The organism is Kribbella antibiotica (assembly GCF_004349055.1).
Taxonomy (GTDB): Bacteria; Actinomycetota; Actinomycetes; order Propionibacteriales; family Kribbellaceae; genus Kribbella; species Kribbella antibiotica.
Window position 1 is genome coordinate 34,805 of the sequence record NZ_SMKX01000016.1, and the last position, 20,416, is coordinate 55,220.

The 20,416-nt window shown below is 68.0% G+C and carries 1 protein-coding gene; it reads right to left on the reverse strand.

What is annotated here, in order from left to right; genetic code table 11:
- Positions 1-3 precede the first annotated feature (3 nt).
- Complete coding sequence (locus E1263_RS07940; protein ID WP_132166531.1) at positions 4-20,373, reverse strand: non-ribosomal peptide synthase/polyketide synthase; 20,370 nt, start codon at positions 20,371-20,373, stop codon at positions 4-6.
- Positions 20,374-20,416 lie beyond the last annotated feature (43 nt).

A 20,416-nucleotide genomic window follows, 5' to 3' on the forward strand; every position in this document is an offset into this window, starting at 1 on the left:
GAGCTACACCTCTTCTTCGAATTCGTCGATGTCGTCCTGGGTGAGCCGCACGAGTGGCATGTCCGACGGCGTGTGACCGCCCGCGTCGGGAACCTGGGCATGACTGACGAGACCGGCCAGCGCGTCGATCCATGCCTGGGCCAATTGCTGGATCCGCTGCTCGGTGAACAGGCCCGCCGGCCAGGACCACCGCGCTCGCAGTACGCCGCCTTGCACGACCGCGTTGACGCTCAAGGCGTGAGTCGCGGGGAGATCCGGTGCGACCGGCTCAACGGCCTCCGCCGCCAAGGACCAGCCGCCGATGTCCAGGACGTCTGCCCGGCCGAGGTAGTTGAACAGGATCTGTGGCCGGTCCAGCTCGGCCAGGACCGAACGGGTCTCCGGGTTGAGATAGCGCAGCAGCCCGAACCCGACGCCGTTGTCGGGCACCGCCCGCAGCTGTTCCTTGATCCGCTTCAGCGCCGCCCCGGCCGCCTGCCCACCAGCCCGTACGGCGGCATAGCCGGCCTGCTGCGGATCCAGCCGGACCGGGTAGAGGCTGGTGAACCAGCCCACGGTGCCGGACACGTCCGACCCCAGCTCGGCCCGGCCATGACTCTCGACATCGATCACCACGGCGGAGGTCGCGGCGCTGTGCCGCCAGCCACCCACCGCAACTGCCAAGGCAGTCAGCAGTACGTCGTCGATCCCAGCGCCGAACGTTGTCGGGACCTCCCCCAGCAGCGCCGCCGTTACATCGGCCGGTACCTCGGTCGTCCACGATCGGAGGGTGGCGAGACGATCCTGCTGCGGGTCGAGCGGACGCGCGCCCAAGGCCGGTCCAGTCTCCTTGAGAATGTCCGTCCACAACGCAAGCTCCGACACCCTTCGGTCCGAGAGCGCCTGCTCGGTCAGAACCTCCGCCCACCGGCGGAACGACGTACCGACGGGTGCCAGGTCGACCTCGCCGGCAAGCGCTGCAACCAGGTCAGGCAGCAGAATTCGCCAGGAGACTCCATCGACAGCAAGGTGGTGGACGACGACCAGCAGGCGGCCCGATCGGTCCGGCCCCGCGTCGAAGCGGACGACCTCGATCATCGCGCCGTTCGCGGGAGACAGCCGGTACTGCGCGGCGTGCAACTCCTGCTCGATCACGTCGGTCAGGTCCTCGACGGCGGTCACGTCCACGCGCCGTACGTGCTCGTGACCGGCGACTGTGCCGACCGGCGGCACGGCGATACGCCAGGCCGCGTCCGGATCGGCGTGCGCGATCATCCGCAGGGCGTCGTGGTGATCGATCAGCTGTTGGACGGCCGCGGCAAGCCGGTCATCATTCAGCGTCGCTGGTACCTCCAGCAGGACGGACTGACAGAACAGGTCTGCCGATCCCTCTTGCTCGTGCAGCCAGTGCATGATCGGCGGGGCCGCAACTTCACCGACACCGATGTCCGGCACCAGCTCGGGCTGGTCCTTCAGGTCAACGGCCACGGCGGCGATTCCAGCTACGGTCTTGCGCTCGAAGACGATCCGCGGCGTGATGCCCAGACCGGCTCCGCGGGCTCGGCTCACCAGCTGGATCGAGATGATGCTGTCGCCGCCGAGGGCGAAGAAGTCGTCGTCCACCCCGACGTGGTCGAGCCCGAGCAGGCCGGCCATGAGCTCGGCGAAGATCCGTTCCTGCCAATTGCCCGGTGCGCGACCGGTCGTCGTACCGGTGAACTCTGGTGCGGGCAGGGCTTTGCGATCGAGCTTGCCGTGCGAGGTCAACGGCAACTCGTCCAGTACGACGAACGCCGCGGGCACCATGTAGTCAGGCACGAACCCGGCCAGGTATGACCGGACCGCATCGATGTCGATCTGACCGACCAGATAAGCCGTCAGCAGGCGCTCGGCAGGACCGTCCTGCCGAGCGATCACAGCAACCTGGTCGACGGCGGGATGGCGTGCGAGCACAGTCTCGATCTCGCCCAGCTCGATCCGGAAGCCACGAATCTTCACCTGGTCGTCAGCGCGCCCCAGGTACTCGACCTCGCCGGCCGCATTCCAGCGGACGAGATCACCGGTCCGGTACATCCGGGTTCCGGCAGCGCCGAAGGGGTCCGCAACGAAGCGCTCGGCCGTCAGCGCGGTGCGGCCGTGGTAGCCGCGAGCGAGTTGGGCACCGGCCAGGTAGAGCTCACCCGGTACGCCGACCGGGACCGGAGCAAGCCTGTCGTCCAGCACGTACAGGTTGGTGTTCCAGCCCGGCCGTCCGATCGGGATGCTGCCGTCCGGTGTGGCGTCGATCGGCTCGAGGCGCAACTCGGTGTTGCCGACGGTCGTCTCGGTCAGGCCGTACTCGTTGACGATCGCGGCGCTCGGGTTCTGTTCCCGCCAGGCGCGCAGCGATTCACCAAGCAGCTGGTCGCCACCCACGACGAGGTCGCTGCTGGGCGAGAACTCACCCGGTACCAACGTCAGCAGCGATGCGTGAGCCGGCGTCACCTTCAGGAAGGTCGGTTGCCGCAGCCAGGCCGGAGCCGGGTCGCCGGTGAGCTCCAGGTCGGCCAGCTGCACCAGGCCGCCGCAGATCAACGGGCCGAACAGCGCGGTGATCGTGAGGTCGAACGTCACCGACGAATGCACGAGCGAGGCCCCGGCCAGGCCGGGATAACGATCGGTTGCCCAGAGCAAGTAGTGACCGAGCGCCTTGTGGTCGATACTGACGCCCTTCGGCGTGCCGGTCGATCCCGACGTATACATCACGTACGCCGCGTTGCCGGGCCGCAGGTCACGCTCATTCAGGTCATCCGACGGGAACGCGGCAGCCAGCGCTCGATCGAGAACCAGCACAGGTGCAGGACTGTTGGCGACGGCGGAAGCCGTGTCTGGCGTGGCCAGAACAGCAACGGGCGCTGAGTCGGTCAGCATGAAGGTGATCCGCTGGGCGGGCAGCTCCGCATCGATCGGAACGTAGGCCGCACCGGTCTTGGTGACCGCGAGCAGAGCGACCAGCAGCTCGGTCGAGCGCGGGACGGCCACTGCCACCCGGCGTTCCGGACCGGCTCCCTGCTTGACGAGGTAGCGGGCCAGCTGGTTGGTGCGGTCGTTCAGCTCGGCATAGCTGAGTTCTTCGTTGCCGTCCGCAACAGCCGGCGCAGTCGGCGTTCGCCGGACCTGCGCTTCGAACAGGTCCGGAAGCGTCGTGACGGGGACCTCGTGGGTGGTGTCGTTCCACTCGTGCAGGATGCGGTTGCGTTCCGCCGCATCGAGGAGATCGACCCGCCCGATCGAGACGCTTGGATCCTCCGCAACTGCCGCGAGGAGTCGCAGGTACCGGTCGAGGATCAGCTCGGCCGTTCCTAGGTCGAAGAGGTCGGTGTCGAACTCCAGGGCGAGCTCGATGCCCTCCACGCGCTCGGTGACGAAGAAGGTCAGGTCGAACTTCGCCGTACCGAGTTCTGCTGCTTCCGCGCTGACCTTCAGGTCCAGCAGATCGGTCTCGAGGTCTGCGGGTGCCGTGAAAGCGAGCATGACCTGGAACAACGGGTGATGTGCTGCCGAGCGCTGCGGAGCGATCAGCTCCACCAAGCGCTCGAAGGGCACGTCTTGCTGCGCGTACGCCGCCAGGTCGGCCTCGCGAACTCGGTCCAGCAACTCACGGAACTCCGGGTCGCCGGAAGTATCTGTGCGCAGTACCAAGGTGTTGACGAAGAAGCCGATCAGGTCGTCGACCGCTTCATCGGTCCGGCCGGCAATCGGACTCCCGATCGGGATGTCAGTCCCCGCGCCCAGCCTCGTCAGCAAGGCAGCGAGTGCCGTCTGCAGCACCATGAACAGCGTGGCGTGACCGTCGCGAGCGAGCTCGGTCAGCCGCTGATGCAGGTCCGCGCCGACCACACTCGACACCGTTTGGCCGCGGTGGCTGGGCCACGACGGGCGAGGCCGATCGACCGGCAGATCAAGCTGCTCAGGAACGCCCGCCAAAGTCTCCCGCCAGAACTCCAACTGGCCGGACAACAGGCTGTTCGGGTCGTCCGCACGCCCGAGCAGTTCGCGTTGCCAACTCGCGAAGTCGGCGTACTGGACTCGCAGCGGCTCCCAGCCGGGCTCGCGGCCGGCGACCCGCTCGCGGTAGGCGCGGGTCAGGTCGCGTGCCAGCGGGGTCAGCGACCACGCGTCGCCCGCGATGTGATGCAGCACAAGGACCAGCACGTGCTCGTCGGCACCGGTCTGGAGCAGGTTGCCCCGGATGGGCAGATCCACAGCCAGGTCGAACGGCTCCCGCGCAATCGCCGCCGGAGTTCCTTCGCTCCGGACAAGCTCGGGCCGCGCCTCGTCAGGCTCAAGAATCCGCTGGTACGGCGTGCCGTCCGCCTCGGCGACGATCGTCCGCAGACTCTCATGCCGGGCGACCACGTCCCGCAGCGCCGCCTGGAGCGCGTCCGGGTCCAGTGCGCCCGACAACCGCAGTACCAGCGGCAGGTTGTAGGTCGCGCTCGGTCCAACGAGTTGCTGGAGGGTCCACAACCGCGATTGGCCGAAGGACAGCGCGATGCGGTCCGGACGCGGTGCGGCGACGAGTTCCGGTCGCGCCTGATCGCCGCGGTTGACTGCTGCCGCCAGCATCTCGGGGGTCGGTGACTCGAACAGGTCGCGGATCGACACCTCTACCCCGAGGACTGCCCGCACCCGCGAGATCAGCCGGGTCGCGAGCAGCGAATGCCCACCCAACCTGAAGAAGTTGCCCTGGGCAGCGACCGACGGCAGCTCAAGGATCTCGGCGAACAGACCGCACAGGATCTCTTCCAACGGCGTCCGGGCCGCCCGCCCGCTACTGCGGAACTCCGGCGCCGGCAACGCCAACCGATCGAGCTTCCCGTTGGTCGTCAAAGGCAACGAGTCCAGGAAAACAATGGCTCCCGGCACCATGTACTCCGGCAGCACCTCGGCAACCATCGATCGCACCGTGTCCGGGTCTGTGCCGTCGGCAACCACATAAGCAACCAGCTGGCGGCCGCCGGGGCCGTCTTCACGGGTGACGACTGCCACCTGCGCAACGGCTGGGTGGCGAGCGATCGCGGCCTCGACCTCGCCGAGCTCGATCCGGAAACCGCGCAGTTTCACCTGGGCATCCGAGCGTCCCAGATACTCCAGCTCGCCGTCGGCGGTCCAGCGCACCAGGTCGCCGGTGCGGTACATCCGGCCGGGCTCGAACGGGTTGGCCACGAAGCGGTCCGCGGTCAGGCTCGGCCGGTTCAGATACCCGCGCGCCAGTTGCGGGCCCGCGACGTACAGCTCACCGGTCACGCCGGGCGGCACCGGCAGCAGCGACGCGTCGAGAACGTAGGTCCGCAGATTCGGCAGACCGCGGCCGATCGTGGTGGCTCCATGGTCGACGACACGATGAGTCACATGGACGGTCGCCTCGGTCAGGCCGTACATGTTGATCAACTGCGGACCCAGGTCGAGCCAGTCCTGCACTCGCTCGAACTGCAATGCCTCGCCACCGAACACGACGTACCGCAGTGACGACGGAGCCGGAGTCAGGCTGTAGACGGCCGACGGCGTCTGGCTCAACACCGTCACACCTTCAGCGACGACGAGCTCCCAAAGGTCTTCGGGCCGCTGCACCACGACGACGCGACCACCCGACAGCAGCGGGCCCCACAGCTCCCAGACCGAGAAGTCGAACGCATACGAGTGGAACAGCGTCCAGACATCGTCCGGCCCCACGTCGAACAGCTCAGACGTCGCGTGGAAGAGGCTGACCACGTTCTCGTGCGAGACCACGACGCCCTTGGGCGTCCCCGTCGACCCCGACGTGTAGATCACGTACGCCGTGTCGCCGACCTCGACCGTCAGGTTCTCGGCAACGAACCCGTCACCATCGATCGCCGTGAGCACGACCGCCGGCGCGGCATCCCGCAGCACGAACTCGATCCGCTCCGCCGGATAGGCCGGGTCAATCGGGACATACCCCGCACCGGCTTTCAGCACGGCCAGCATCGCGACGACCATGTCCAGCGAACGCGGCAACACCAGGCCGACCAGGGATCCCGGCGTGACGCCTTGCGCCACCAACGATCGAGCCACTTGGTTCGCGCGCGCGTTCAATTCGGCATACGACAAGGACTCACCGGCACACACAACCGCCGTCGCGGACGGACTCCGCCGTACCTGCGCCTCGAACAACTCCGGCAGGGTCGCCGCCGCAGCTTCCGGGATGCTGGTCTGCCAGTCCTCCAGAACTCGCGACCGCTCGACTGCCTCGAGTACGTCGACCTGCGCCAACTGCGCCGCGGGGTCGTCGGCGAAGGACTTCAGGACGCGCAGGATGCGATGCAGTACGGACTCCGCGGCCTGCTCGTCGAACAGATCGCGCCGGTAGGCCAGCCGCAGCTGCAGGTCATCGCCCGGGAGCACGACCAACGTCAGCGGGTAGTGCGCGGCGTCGCGGCCCTCCAGGCCGGTGATGCGCAGGTTCGGGCCGAGCTCCCAGCCTGGGTCGGCCGGGTAGTTCTCGAAGACGAAGTCCGTATCGAACAACTCGTCGGCGCCGGCAAGCTGGTGGATCGTGGTCAGATCGAGGTGCTGGTGGGCAATCAGCTCGGCCTGTTGCTGCTGAAGCCCGGCGAGTAGATCGGCGACCGACCGGTCCGGGGCCAGTGACAACCGGGCGGGCAAGGTGTTGATGAACAAGCCGACCATCGACTCGACCCCGGCAAGCTCGGCCGGCCGCCCCGAAACTGTGACCCCGAAGACCACATCTGTCCGGCCGGTCAGCCGCCCGAGGACGACCGCCCACCCGGCTTGGAGCAGCGTGTTCAGGGTGACCTGGTGCTCCCGCGCCACAACCGTCAACCGCGCGACCAGATCCGCCGGCACCGAGACAAGCTGCTCGGCCGGGATCACCGGCGTACGGGTGGGGTCCGGTGCTGCGACCAGGGTCGGCTCGTCGACTCCGGCCAGGAGCTCACGCCAGTAGGCACGGGCCTCGGCCTGGTCCTGCTCGGCAACCCACTGCAGATAACTCCGGTACGGCGTGACTTCAGGCAAGCCCTGGTCGTCGCCACCCTGCTGGTAGAGCGTGAACAACTCGCGCGCAACCAGCGGCCCGGACCAGCCGTCGAGCACTAGGTGATGCGAAGTCATCAAGAACCGGAACCGGTCAGCCCCCAACCGCAGCAAGGTGAACCGAACCAGCGGCGCCTCAGCAACGGCGAACCGTCGTGTTCGGTCCGACTCGGTCACCCGCTCAAGCTCAGAGTCGTCGACAGCGAGTTCGTGCCATGGCAGTTCGACCTCGTCCAGGACCACCTGGGCCGGCTCGCTCAGATCCTGGGAAACGAATCCCGTGCGCAGAATCGGGTGCCGCCGCAGCAGAGTCGCGGCGGCTGCTCGGAGCGCGGCGACATCCAGGTCACCGGACAGATCGACCGACAGCTGCACCAGATAGACATCGGGGCCCTGCTGATCGAACAGCGCATGGAACAGCAGCCCACCCTGTAGAGGCGACAGCGGCAGCACGTCGGCCACCCTGGGCCACCGCGCCTCGATCGTCGCGATCTCCCGCTGGGTGACTGCTGCCAGCCCGAAGTCCGACGGCGTGAACCCGCCTGCGGCCGGCCGCTGAGTCGCCTCGATCAGCTCGCCGATCGCCCGGTTCCACTTCGCCGCCAGCTGCGCAACCTCATCCGGGGCCCAGAGTTGCCCGGCCGCGGTCCAGGTCACCTCCAGACGCGGCCCGTCCGCGTAGTCGCGGGTGACCATCGTGATCTCGAGGCCGTGCGTCAACGGCATCCGGGGATCCGTGCCACCGGTCAGGAAGTCCCGCTCCGGCGCAGCGGTCCAGTCCCCCGGGTCGCTGTCGAGCGCGGGCAGCCGACCGAGGTAGTTGAAGCCGATCTGCGCCTGCGGCAACTCCGCCAAGGCTTCTTGACCACCGAGGTACCGAAGCACGCCGTAACTCAGCCCGTCATCAGGCACCGACCGCAGAACTTCCTTGACCTGCTTGAGCACCCCGACCGGATCGTTGCCAGCAGCATCGAGCCGCACCGGATGGATGCTGGTGAACCAACCGACTGTGCGCGTCAGATCAACGTCGCTACTCCGAAGACCACCGCGGCCGTGACCCTCGACATCCACCAGTACGCCGCGTCCGACCGCGATCGCCAACGCACTCAGCAGCACATCGGTGACCGCCCCATGCACCGCAGCCGGTACGGCGGTCAGCAGCAGCCCGGTCTGTTCGGTGGAGACCGTCGAGGTGTGGGACACCGCAGTCGCGACTACGTCGATCGCGTGATCCAGCGGGCGATCAGTCAGCGGCTCGTCGTCAGTACCGATCAGCTCGACCCAGGCCTGGGTCCGATCCGTCAGCTCCGCGGCGCTCATCAGGTGTGCCCAGGCCCGGATCGACGTACCGGAGGGCTGAATCTCGTTGCCTGCAACAACTTCGGCGAGGTCTGCCAGCAGGATTCGCCACGAGACGCCGTCAACCGCAAGGTGGTGCACCGCGATCAGCAGCCGGCCGTGCTCCCCCGGGCCGGCATCGAACCAGTCCGCGCGCATCATCACGCCGGCCGCCGGGTCCAATGACTTCTCGGCCAGCTCGGCCACTTCGTCGTACCGGGTTTGGCGTTGGTCCGCAGTCAGTGCGGACACATCGATCCTGGTGACCAGCTCGGCGGCATCGCGGGTGCCTGCGGCGGGGATCAGCCAGGCCGGACCGAACTGCGAGCGAAGGACGTCATGATGATCGAGCAGCACCTGGAATGCGCTGACCAGTCGGTCGTAGGCGAGATCCCGCGGTGTGGAGACGAAGACGGACTGGCTGACGCCGTACACGTCCCGGCCGTGCTCGAACAGTGCGCGCATGATCGGGGTCAGCGGTGTCTCACCGATCGACGCGATCGAAGGCCGCGCAGCGGTCAGGCCGGCATCGGCGGCCGCGACCTTGGCCAGCTCGGCGACGGTCCTGGTCTCGAAGACCTGTCGCGGCGTGATCCGCAGCCCCAGCCGACGAGCGCGACTCACCAGCTGGATCGAGATGATGCTGTCGCCGCCGAGGGTGAAGAAGCTGTCGTCGATCCCCACCGTCGGCAGGCCCAGCACCTCGGCGAACAGCCCGGCCAGGATCTCCTCGGCACGGGTCCGCGGCGCTCGCCCTGCTGTCGGCAACGGTCGCTGCGGTGCCGGGAGGGCCTTGCGGTCGAGTTTCCCGTTGCTGCTCAAGGGAAGCGCGTCGAGCACCAGCCAGGAGGCCGGCACCATGTACTCCGGCAGGCGCTCCTCCAGGTACGACGTCAGCTCCGCGGTCACCTGATCCGGGCTGTGCCACCTCGACAACGGCGCCGGCTCGGGTTGAGTGACGTGTCGGCGCGACGGGTGAATCGCGGACACCTGGTACATCGCGGTGCCTTCGAGACCGGCTGGGATCTCGGTGGTCACGGCGAAGCCCTGCGACTCCAGCAGTTCGGTCACCACCGCGACCCGGTCGTCGAGATCGTGGACCTCGGCGACGATCTGACCGATCAACGGCCAGTGCTGGTCCTCGATCCCGCGCAGGACCTCGAGCTCACCCTTCTCGGCATCGATCTTGAGCAGATCGATGACGGTCAGGCCGTGCTCCCGAATCACCTGCGACAGCGTCCGCAGCTCGACGTCGACAGGCACGCTGTCCAGTCGAGCGGTCAGCACCTCGGCCAGTACGCCGTCGCTGTCGTCCGAACCGACGACCCGCGCCAGCATCTCCTGCTCAGCGTGCTCGTCGGCGTACCGGCCGGACAGCAACGACATCTCGGGGTAGTAGGTGAACTCGGCCTGGCTCGCGGTCGCTGCGATCCCGCAGCCGGTGACGACGGCGTTGATGCCGTGCAGTTCGGCGTTCAGGCGATAGAAGCCGGCGAGCTCCGGGATCGGTTCGAAGGCGAAGACCTGGACGTCGCGCGCGGCCGATCCGGCGAACAGGCCGAACATCCCGACGTGGCCACCGACATCGACGACGACCGCGCCGTCACCGATCACCACGCCGCCGTGCAGATACTCACGGCGGGCGAAGATCTCGTCGTACAGGAAGAGGATGTTCGATCGGTTGCGGGCGGCAACCAGCATGCCGTTCGGCAGGCTGTGTCGCTCGATGCCGGTCAGTTCGGCGTACCGGTGTAGTCCGGGCGCGTCGACGACGACATAGCCGGTCAGGCTGCCGTCGCGGACTGCTACTGCGGCGCTGGTGACGCCTGGGTGCCTGGCCAGGACGGACTCGATCTCGCCGAGCTCAACACGGAGCCCGCGGACCTTCACCTGGTCGTCGGAGCGGCCGAGGTACTCGAGTTGGCCGTCGGTCGTCCACCGGACCAGGTCGCCGGTCCGGTACATCCGCCCAGGCGCGAACGGGTCGGCTACGAATCGCTCCGCGGTCATACCGGTTCGACCAAGGTAACCGCGCGCCAGCTGGATGCCGGCCAGGTACAGCTCACCGATGACCCCGACGCCGACCGGTCGCAGCGCCGTGTCGAGAACGTAGGTCCGGGTGTTCCACACCGGCGACCCGATCGGCACAACCGGCGATCCCGGCGCGCATTCGGCCGCTGTCACGTCGACCGCGGCCTCAGTCGGCCCGTAGAGGTTGTGCAGCCGGCTGTCGAGGACGCGGAAGAACTCGTCGCGTAGCTCTGCGGGCAAGGCCTCGCCACTGCAGATCACATCGCGCAGGCTGACGCAGTCCGAGGCGCCGTCCTCCTGCAGGAAGGCCCGCAACATCGAGGGAACGAAATGGGTGACGGTGACGCGTTCGCGACGGATGAGGTCGACCAGGTACTCCGCGTCTTTATGCCCGTCCGGCCGCGCCAGGACCAGCACCGCGCCTTCAAGCAGCGGCCAGAAGAACTCCCAGACCGAGACGTCGAAACCGAATGGCGTCTTCTGCAGCACCCGGTCTGCCGGCTGCAACCGATAGGTGTCCTGCATCCACAGCAGCCGGTTCACAACCGCCCGGTGACTGACCACTACCCCCTTGGGCCGGCCGGTGGAGCCTGAGGTGTAGATGACGTACGACGCTTGGTCCGGCGCCGGGGCGTCGAGATCGTCCGCGGGCAGCGCCGCGAGCTGATCGGCAGCGAGGACGACCTGAGGAATCCGGGACGTGAAGGTCTCGGCGGCCGGGACCAGCACAGCGACTGGCTGGGCTTCGTCGAGGACGAAGGAGATCCGCTCGGCCGGGTGATCGAGCTCGATCGGGAGGTAGGCTGCACCGGCCTTCTGGACGGCGAGGATCGCTACGACCAGAGCTATCGATCTTGGCAGCGCAATAGCGACCACCTGGTCGGGTCCCGCGCCTAGAGCGACGAGGTGCCTGGCCAGTTGGTTGGCACGCGCGTTCAGGTCGGCATACGACAGTTGTTGGTCCTCGAACACGACAGCGGTCGCGGACGGCGTCCATCGTACCTGAGCTTCGAAGAGCTCCGGCAACGACACCGCGGGGATCTCGTGATCGGTCGCGTTCCAGTGCTCGGCGGGCGACACAACGTCAACGCGTCCAAGCGGTACGTCGTGGGCCGTCGCCAGGACTCGAACGAACTGATCGAGGATCTGATCGGCCGCGTCGCGGGTGAACAGGTCCGGGCGATAGATCAGCCGCAGCCGCAGTTCGTCGTCAGGAAGCACGACCAGGCTCAACGGGTAGTGCGCCGCGTCCTTGCCGTGGATGCCAGTCACCCGCAGATCCGCGCCGAGCTCGAGGTCCGCGCCTGACCTGATCGGGTAGTTCTCGAAGACGAAACTGGTGTCGAACAACTCATCAGCGTCGACCAACTGCAGCAGCTCGGTCAGCCCGACATAGTCGTGGGCCCCCAGCGCGCTCTGCTGCTCCTGCACCCGGGCGAACAGGTCACCGAGGGTGCCGGCTGGATCGAGCGAGACCCGGACCGGAACGGTGTTGATGAACAACCCGATCATCGACTCGACGCCTGGCAGCTCCGCCGGACGACCGGACACGGTGACACCGAGAACGACATCGTCGCGACCGGTCAACCGAGCCAGTACGACCGCCCACACCGTTTGGAACAAGGTGTTCAGAGTGATCCCGGTACGGCGGGACGTCTCGGTCAGTGCAGTCGTGAGCTCGGCGGGAAGCGACCGGATCAGCTCGTCGGGTGTCGTGGCGATGCGGGCCGGATCGGGTGGCGCCACCAGCGTCGGCCCTTCGAGCCCGGCCAGGTTCGCGCGCCACCACTCCCGCGACGCTTCGCGATCCTGGTCGGCCACCCAGGCGAGATAGTCCCGGTACGGCGTAACGCGCGGCAGCTCGGCACCGCGATACAGCGCGAAAAGCTCCCGCGCGATCAGCGGGCTCGACCAGCCGTCGAGAACGAGGTGATGGTTGGTCATCATCAACCGGTGCTCGTCCGGTCCCAGCCTGACCAGCAGGAACCGCACCAGCGGCGTACCGTCGATCGCGAAGCGCCGCGAGCGGTCCGCTTCGATGAGTCGGGTGAGCTCCGCGGCGCGGTCAGTCTCGCCGAGTCCGCTCAGATCGTGGTGCTCCCACACCAGCGGCAGCTCACGACGGATGACCTGGACATACCGGCCGGAGCTCGTGGCGGCGAAACCCGCGCGCAGGCTGGCATGCCGCCGTACCAGCTCGGTAGCAGCCTCCTGGAGCGCGGTGGCGTCGAGCGGACCCTGGAGGTCAACGGCGAGCTGGACGAGATAGACGTCCGGGCCTTGCTCGTCGTACAGGGCGTGGAACAGCAGACCATCCTGCAATGGCGACAGCGGCAGGACATCCTCGATCGCCGGCCAGTCCGCTTCGAGCGCTTCGAGCTCGGGCTGGGTGAGCTGCACCAGCGGGACATCCGACGGGGTGAGACCGCCGTCGCTGCTCGCGGAGGCGATCAAGTCGGTCAGCGCATCGGACCAGTCGCGGGCGAGGTCTTCGATGGCCTGATCGGTGAACAAGTTCTCCGGCCAGGAAAGCGTGGCGGTGAGAATGCCGTCGTGGACGAGGGCGTTGATCGTCAGCGCGTGGGTAGCAGGCAGGTCGGCCGGTGCGGGTTGGATGTCGGCGGTCTCGGACGCGAGCGACCAACCGTCGGCGTCGAGCGAACCGGTGCGGCCGAGGTAGTTGAAGGCGACCTCCGGCCTTGGCAAACCTGAAAGTGCCTGGTCATTGAGACCGAAGCCGATGCCGTGATCGGGGATCTGGCGCAGCTGTTCCTTGATGTGCTTGACGCCGCCGGCCGCTAGCCGGACCGGATACAGCGTGGTGAACCAGCCGACCGTGCGGGAGAGATCGGCGCCGCCAAGGTCCTCACGGCCGTGGCCCTCGAGGTCGATCAGCACCCGGTTGTCTCCGGTGAGCCTGGCGAGCGCAAGCGTGAGACCACTCAGCAGTACGTCGTCTGTGCCGGCTCGGAACGCAGCCGGTACGTCGGTCAGCAGCGCGGCCGTCATCGCCGCCGGAAGCTCCAGCGTGTGGGAGCGCATCCGATCCGCTCGATCACGCGCCGGGTCGAGAGCTCGCGCGCCCAACGGTGTACTGGGGTCGCGCAGGATGTCGGTCCACAGCGGCAGCTCAGCGCTGCGATCGTGCGTCGACAGCAGGTTTGCCCAGCTCCGGAACGAAGTCCCCACGGGTGCGAGCGTCGGCACAGCGTCCTCGGTGATCTGCCGCCACGCGCTCGCGAGGTCCGGCAACAGGATCCGCCAGGAGACACCGTCGACCGCGAGGTGGTGAACGACCACCAGTAACCGGCCGGGCTCATCCGGTCCCGCGTCGAACCACACCGCCTCGATCACGACCCCGTCGGCCGGAGCCAATCGGTCCTGGGCCGCATGGAGTTCCTGCTGCACGATCTGCGGTGCGATAGGCCCAGCTACTCGCCGTACCCGATCCCAAGCGTCGACGGTCCCAACCGGCGCCACCCGCAGTTGCCCCGGCTGCGCGACCAGCCGAAGTACATCGTGGTGATCGACGACAGCCTGTACGGCGGCCGTCACCTGCGCGAGCCTCAGCTCGGCCGGTACTTCGAGCAGGATCCATTGGCTGAAACGATCGCTCGATCCGCCCTGCTCGGCCAGCCACCGCATGATCGGAGTCGCCGGAAACTCACCGACCCCGGCATCGGCAGGCTCGTCCGCGCCATCGTCCAGTACGGCAGCCGCCGCCAGTCCCGCAACGGTTTTCTGCTCGAAGACCGCGCGCGGCGTGATGCGCAGCCCGGCGCGGCGAGCGCGACTGACCAGCTGGATCGAGACGATGCTGTCGCCGCCCAGGGCGAAGAAGTTGTCGTCGGGGCCGACGGTTTCGAGGCCGAGCACTTCCGCGAACAAGGCGCACAGGATCTCCTCGGCCTTGGTCCGGGGAGCTCGCTCCACGACCACGCGGGAGAAGTCCGGCGCCGGCAGCGCGCTCTGGTCGAGTTTCCCATTGGTTGTCAACGGCAATGATTCGAGCACGACAAACGCCGCAGGCACCATGTGTTCCGGCAACAGCGCGGTGACTGTCGCCCGCAGCGACTCCGGATCAAGAGCGCGCCCGACGACATAAGCGACGAGCTGGCGGCCTTCGCGGGCGATCACAGCGACCTGGGTGACGTCCGGATGCTTGGCCACCGCGGCCTCGACCTCACCGAGCTCGATCCGGAAACCGCGGATCTTCACCTGGTCGTCGGAGCGGCCCAGGTACTCGAGATCCCGCTCGGCCTGCCAGCGGACCAGGTCCCCGGTGCGATACAGCCTGCCCGGCCCGAACGGGTTGGCCACGAAGCGCTCTGCGGTCAGACCCGGCCGGTTCAGATAGCCGCGGGCCAGCTGCGCACCGGCGACGTACAACTCGCCTCTGACGCCGATCGGCACCGGTTGCAGGAACTCGTCGAGGACGTAGGTCTGCAGGGTCGGCAGCCCGGCCCCGATCATGCTGCCGCCGCCGTCAACCACTCGGTACGTCGTGTGCACCGTGGCCTCGGTGAGCCCGTACATGTTGATCAGCTGCGGACCGGCATCGCTCCACCCTTGCACCCGGTCGAACTGCAAGGCCTCGCCGCCGAAGACGACGTAGCGAAGCGAGGAGGGGGCCGGGGTCAGGTTGTAGAAGGCCGACGGTGTTTGGTTGAGGACCGTGACGCCTTCGCGGACGATCAGCTCCCACAGGTCGGCGGGTGATCGGCTCACCTCGAACGAGACGACCACCAACCGGCCGCCGGACAGCAGCGGCGCCCACAGCTCCCAGACCGAGAAGTCGAAGGACGCCGAGTGGAACAGCGTCCAGACATCGTCGGCGCCGAAGTCGAACAGCTCGTGACCTGCGCGCAGCAGTGCCACCACGTTGCGCTGCGGCACGACGACACCCTTGGGAGTGCCGGTCGAGCCGGAGGTGTAGATCACGTACGCCGGGCTGTCGGCGTACAGCGGTGTGATCCGCTCGGCGTCGGTGAGGTCGGCCGTCGGCAGCTCGGTCAGAGTGGAGTCGTCGAGCAGCACCACCGGCACTGCGGCGACCAGACCTGCGCTGAGCGCAGCCGAGGTGATCACGACAGTAGGGCCAGAATCCCTTAGCAGGAAGGCGATTCGCTCGGCCGGGTACGCCGGATCGATGGGCACAACCGCTGCCCCGGACTTGGCGACGGCGAGGATCGCGACGACCAGATCCATTGATCGGTCGAGGGCGACGGCAACCATCCGCTCCGGCCCGGCGCCCTGCGCCACGAGCTGCCGGGCGAGCTGATTCGCTCGGCTGTTCAGCTCGGCGTACGTCAGAGATCCGCCGGGACCGCTGACGGCAGGTGCCGTCGGCGTCTGCTGGGCCTGAAGCTCGAACAGCTGCGGCAATGTGGTGTCCGGGACCTCACAGGTCGCGCCGTTCCACCCTGTCACGAGCTGATTGCGCTCGTCGGGAGCGAGCAGCTGGACCTGGCCGATCGGCGTGCGCGGATCCCCGGTGACCACAGTCAGCAGCCGGATCAACCGGTCGAGGATCAGGTCCGCCGTACCGGGGTCGAAGATGTCGGAGTTGTACTCCAGCGCGAGCTCGATCCCGCTGCCGTCGCCATGCTCGGTCAGGTAGAACGTCAGGTCGAACTTCGCGGCACCGAGCTCGACGGTCTCCGCGCTCATCCGCAACCCGGGCAGCTCGGCATCGACCCGCTCCGGGTTGCCTGCGGCAAGCATCACCTGGAACAGGGGGTGATGGGCCGGCGACCGCTCCGGGTTCAGCGCCTCGACCAGGCGCTCGAACGGAAGGTCCTGGTGCGCATACGCCGCGAGGTCGGTTTCACGGACGCGAGCCAGCAGTTCGGTGAAGGCCGGGTCGCCGGAGGTGTTGGCGCGCAGGACAAGCGTGTTGACGAAGAAGCCGATCAGATCGTCGAGCGCATGGTCGTCGCGCCCGGCTACCGGCGTACCGATGGGGATGTCCGTGCCCGCCCCGAGCCTGGTCAGCAACGCCGCGAGCGCCGCCTGGATGACCATATAGGTGGTCGCCTGCTCGTCCTTGGCCAGCGCACCGATCGCCTTGTGGAGTTGGCCGCCGAGCTCATGGGCAATGGTTTCACCGCGATAGCTGCGGATTGCGGGCCGCGGCCGATCGACCGGCAGCTCCAACAGTTCGGGCAGCTCGTGCAGGGTCTGTCGCCAGTAGTCCAACTGGTTTGCTGTCAGGCTCGCCGGATCATCGGGATCGCCCAAGAGCTCGCGCTGCCACAGGGTGTAGTCGGTGTAGGTCACCGACAGCGGAGTCCAGTACGGCGGATGGCCGGCCGCCCGTGCCTCGTACGCCGCGACGAAGTCCCGGACCAGCGGAGTGAGCGACCAGCCGTCGCCGACGATGTGGTGCACGACAAACACCAGCACATGCTCGTTGTCGTCGAGCTGGAACAGCCTCGCCCGGACCGGAAGCTCGGTCAGATCGATCGCAGCGCGCGCCACCGATCGCAGCGCCGCGGCGAGCTCTGCTTCCGGGAGCACTGTGGTGGGCATGGCGAGGCTGATCTCGTCCATGGTCAAGACCCGCTGCTGCGGCGAGCCGTCGACCTCCGTGAAGACGGTACGCAGACTCTCGTGCCGGTTGAGTAGATCGCCCAAACCGGCTCGCAGCGCGTCGGCGTCGAGCCTGCCCGAGAACCGGACCACGAGGGGCAGGTTGTAGGCCGCGCCCACCTGGTTCAGGCGGTCGAGAAACCACAACCGCGTCTGCGCGGAGGACAGCGGCACAACGTCCGGTCGTGCTGCCGGGACGAGCGGCGGGCGCGCGGTGACGCTGCGGTCGAGCGCGGCAGCGATTCCCACGACTGTCGGGGTGTCGAACAGGTCCCAGATGGACAGCTCGGCACCGGCTTCTTTGCGCACCCGCGAGACCAGCCGGGTCGCCAGCAGCGAGTGCCCGCCCAGCTCGAAGAAGTTGTCGTCGATCCCGACCCGATCCAGGCCCAGGATCTCGGCGAACAAGTGGCAGAGCAGTTCCTCGCGCGGTGTTCGCGGCTCCCGCCCGGACGTTTCGACGGCGAACTCGGGGGCCGGTAGTGCACGGCGGTCGAGCTTGCCGTTCGCGGTCAACGGCAGTTCGGCCAGTACGACGAAACCGGCCGGGACCATGTAGTCGGGAACCAGCGCGGCCACGTGGTCGCGCAAGGCCAGCACGTCGACGAGACTGCCTGCTGCGGGGACGACGTACGCGGCCAGTTGCTTGCCGATGGCAACGTCGCGGGCGAGGACCGCGACCTGGGCGACGGCGGGGTGCCGGGCGAGCACGCTCTCGATCTCGCCCAGCTCGATCCGGAAGCCGCGAATCTTCACCTGGTCGTCGGAGCGGCCGAGGAAGTCCAGCTCGCCTTGGGCGTTCCAGCGGACCAGGTCACCGGTGCGGTACATCCGGGTGCCGGCGGGTCCGAAGGGGTCCGCGACGAAGCGGGACGCGGTGAGCTCCGGGCGGTCCAGGTATCCGCGGGCCACCTGGATTCCGGCGACGTACAGCTCGCCGACCACGCCGGGCGGGACGAGCGCCAGGCTGGTATCCAGAACGTAGACCTGGGTGTTGTCGATGGGCTTGCCGATCGACGCGACCTCCGGCCAGTCCGCCACCTTCAAGGGCATGACGGCCGCTGTGACCACGTGCGTCTCGGTCGGTCCGTAGTAGTTGTGCAGCCGTCGGCCGGGGACCCGCTCGTAGAAGTCGCGGACCACCTGGCTCAGGCCGAGAGCTTCACCGGCCTGCATCACGTCGGTCAGCTCCGGGAGCTTGCGACCACGAGCCAGGGCTGCCTCAGCCAGACCTTCCAGCACTGGGTTCGGGGCGAAGAGTTCGGCGGCGTGCTGAGTCTCGAACCAGTCAGCCAGTTGGTCATGGTCGAGCCGGGTCTCACTCGAGGTCACCACCAGCGTCTTGCCGAACAGCAATGCGGAAAGGATCTCCTGCGCGGCAGCATCGAAGCTGAGCGCAGCGAACTGCGCGGTCCGCAGACCGGGTCGGTCGACCGGCAGATTGCGGGCATTCCAGGTCATCAAGTTGACCAAGGCAACAGCCGGCAGGCTGACCCCCTTCGGCCGCCCGGTCGAGCCCGACGTGTAGATCACGTACGCCGGATGCGCCGCGACCAGCTCGCCGCGACGATCGGCATCCGTGATCGAACTGGCGTCGTACGACGCATGGAGTGCGACCGTCGCGTCGTCATCCAGCACCACGGCTGCACTCAGCTGGTGGCCGGCCGGGATCAGCGCGACGGTTTCGGCCGCTGCGAGGATGACCACCGGGCGGGCGTCGGTAAGCATGAAGGCGATGCGGTCGGCGGGGTAGGCCGGGTCGATGGGGAGGTAGGCCCCGCCCGCTTTGAGGACTGCGAGGGTTGCTACGACCAGGTCGAGAGAGCGGGGTAGCACCAGGGCTGCGAGTTGTTCGGGGCCGACACCGCACCCGATCAGGCGCCGGGCGAGCTGGTTCACGCGGGCGTCCAGCTCGGCGTACGTGAGAGTCTGGTCCTCGAAGATCACCGCCTGCCGGCCGGGCGTTCGGGCGACCTGCGCCTCGAACATGTCTGGCAGGGTGTGGTCGGCGAGCGGCCGGGCGGTGTCGTTCCACTCGACCAGCAGGCGGGCGCGCTCCGCGGCGGTCAGCAGGTCGACCCGGCCGATCGGGGTGTCGGCATCCAGCCGGACGAACGCTTCCAGGAACGCGCCGAACCGCTGCTCATGCGCCGCGATCTCGGCCTCGTCGTACAGGGCCGCGTTCCAGCCGAGCTCCAGGCGCAAACCGGTGGCGGTCGGCTCGCCGTACGCGACGACGGCGAGGTCGTCGACCGGGCCGGTCGAGAGCCCGTGCAGGGTGCCTTCGCAGTTGCCGAAGCCGACGCTCTGGCCGAACGGCATCACGTTCACCGACGGACCGAACGGCATCCCGTCGTTGCTCGAGATCCCGAGATCACGCCGGATGTCCTCGTACCGGTACCGCTGGTGGCGGAACGCACCGCGCATCTCGGCCGACGTTCGCCGTACCGCCTCGGCCAAGGTGTCGCCGGGCCGCAGCTCGGTGCGGATCGGCACGATGTTCGACATCATCCCGGGGACCGACCTGGCCTGCCGGCCCACGCGAGCCGGGACCGGAAGCTCGACGACCGCTTCGGCCGAGCCCGCCATCCGCGCGACATAGACGGCGACCGCCGTCGACAGCACGGTCGGCCAGCTGGTGCCGATCTCGCGGCTCACCTCCAGCAGTCGCGAGGCGGTCTCGCCGCTGAGGTCGGCCGCATGCCACACCGGGCGCCGCTCACGCGTAGGTCGGCGGCGGGTCAGCCGCGCGGTCTCGGCCCGGTCGCTCAGCCGGTCGATCCAGTACTGCCGGTCGACGTCGAGTCGGTCGGACTCGCGGTACCGGCGGTCCTCCTCCAGCAGCAGCGCGAACGGCGGGAACGGACCGACCTCGGCCGGACCGGCGCCGGTCAACTCGGTGTAGATGCTCGCGACCCGCCGCACCATCAGCAGCCCGCTGAATCCGTCGGCGCCGATGTGGTGACTCCGGTAGTACCAGAACACCCGAGTGTCGGACAGGCGGTAGATGCGGGTCGCGAACAGCAGCCCGGCGGCCAGATCCGCAGGCTCGGCGAAATCAACCCGCATCAGCTCCTGCGCTGACGCCTCCGGATCGTCCGCAGCGCTTACATCAACCACCGGTACGGCGACATCCTCGGCGCCGGTGAAGACCTGATACGGCTCCCCGTCGTGCGCACCGAATCGCCGGTGCAGGGTCTCCGCCTCAAGCATTCCCTGCCGGACCGCGGCAGCCAGAACGCCTGCATCGACCGGACCTCGGACGTCGACGTACGAGCCGATCGTGAAGGCTTCGGATCGGGCAGCCAGCTGCTGGGCGAACCAAATTCCCCGTTGGGGTGCCGACAGCGGCAACTGGCCTTGGGCGGGCTGAACCATCCGGTCTTGATCCCCCTCGAACACTCGCCGACACGCCTGATCC

Bases quoted from the DNA above. Each gene is read 5' to 3' on its own strand.
- E1263_RS07940 (WP_132166531.1), bottom strand. From the start codon at position 20,373: ATGGTTCAGCCCGCCCAAGGCCAGTTGCCGCTGTCGGCACCCCAACGG.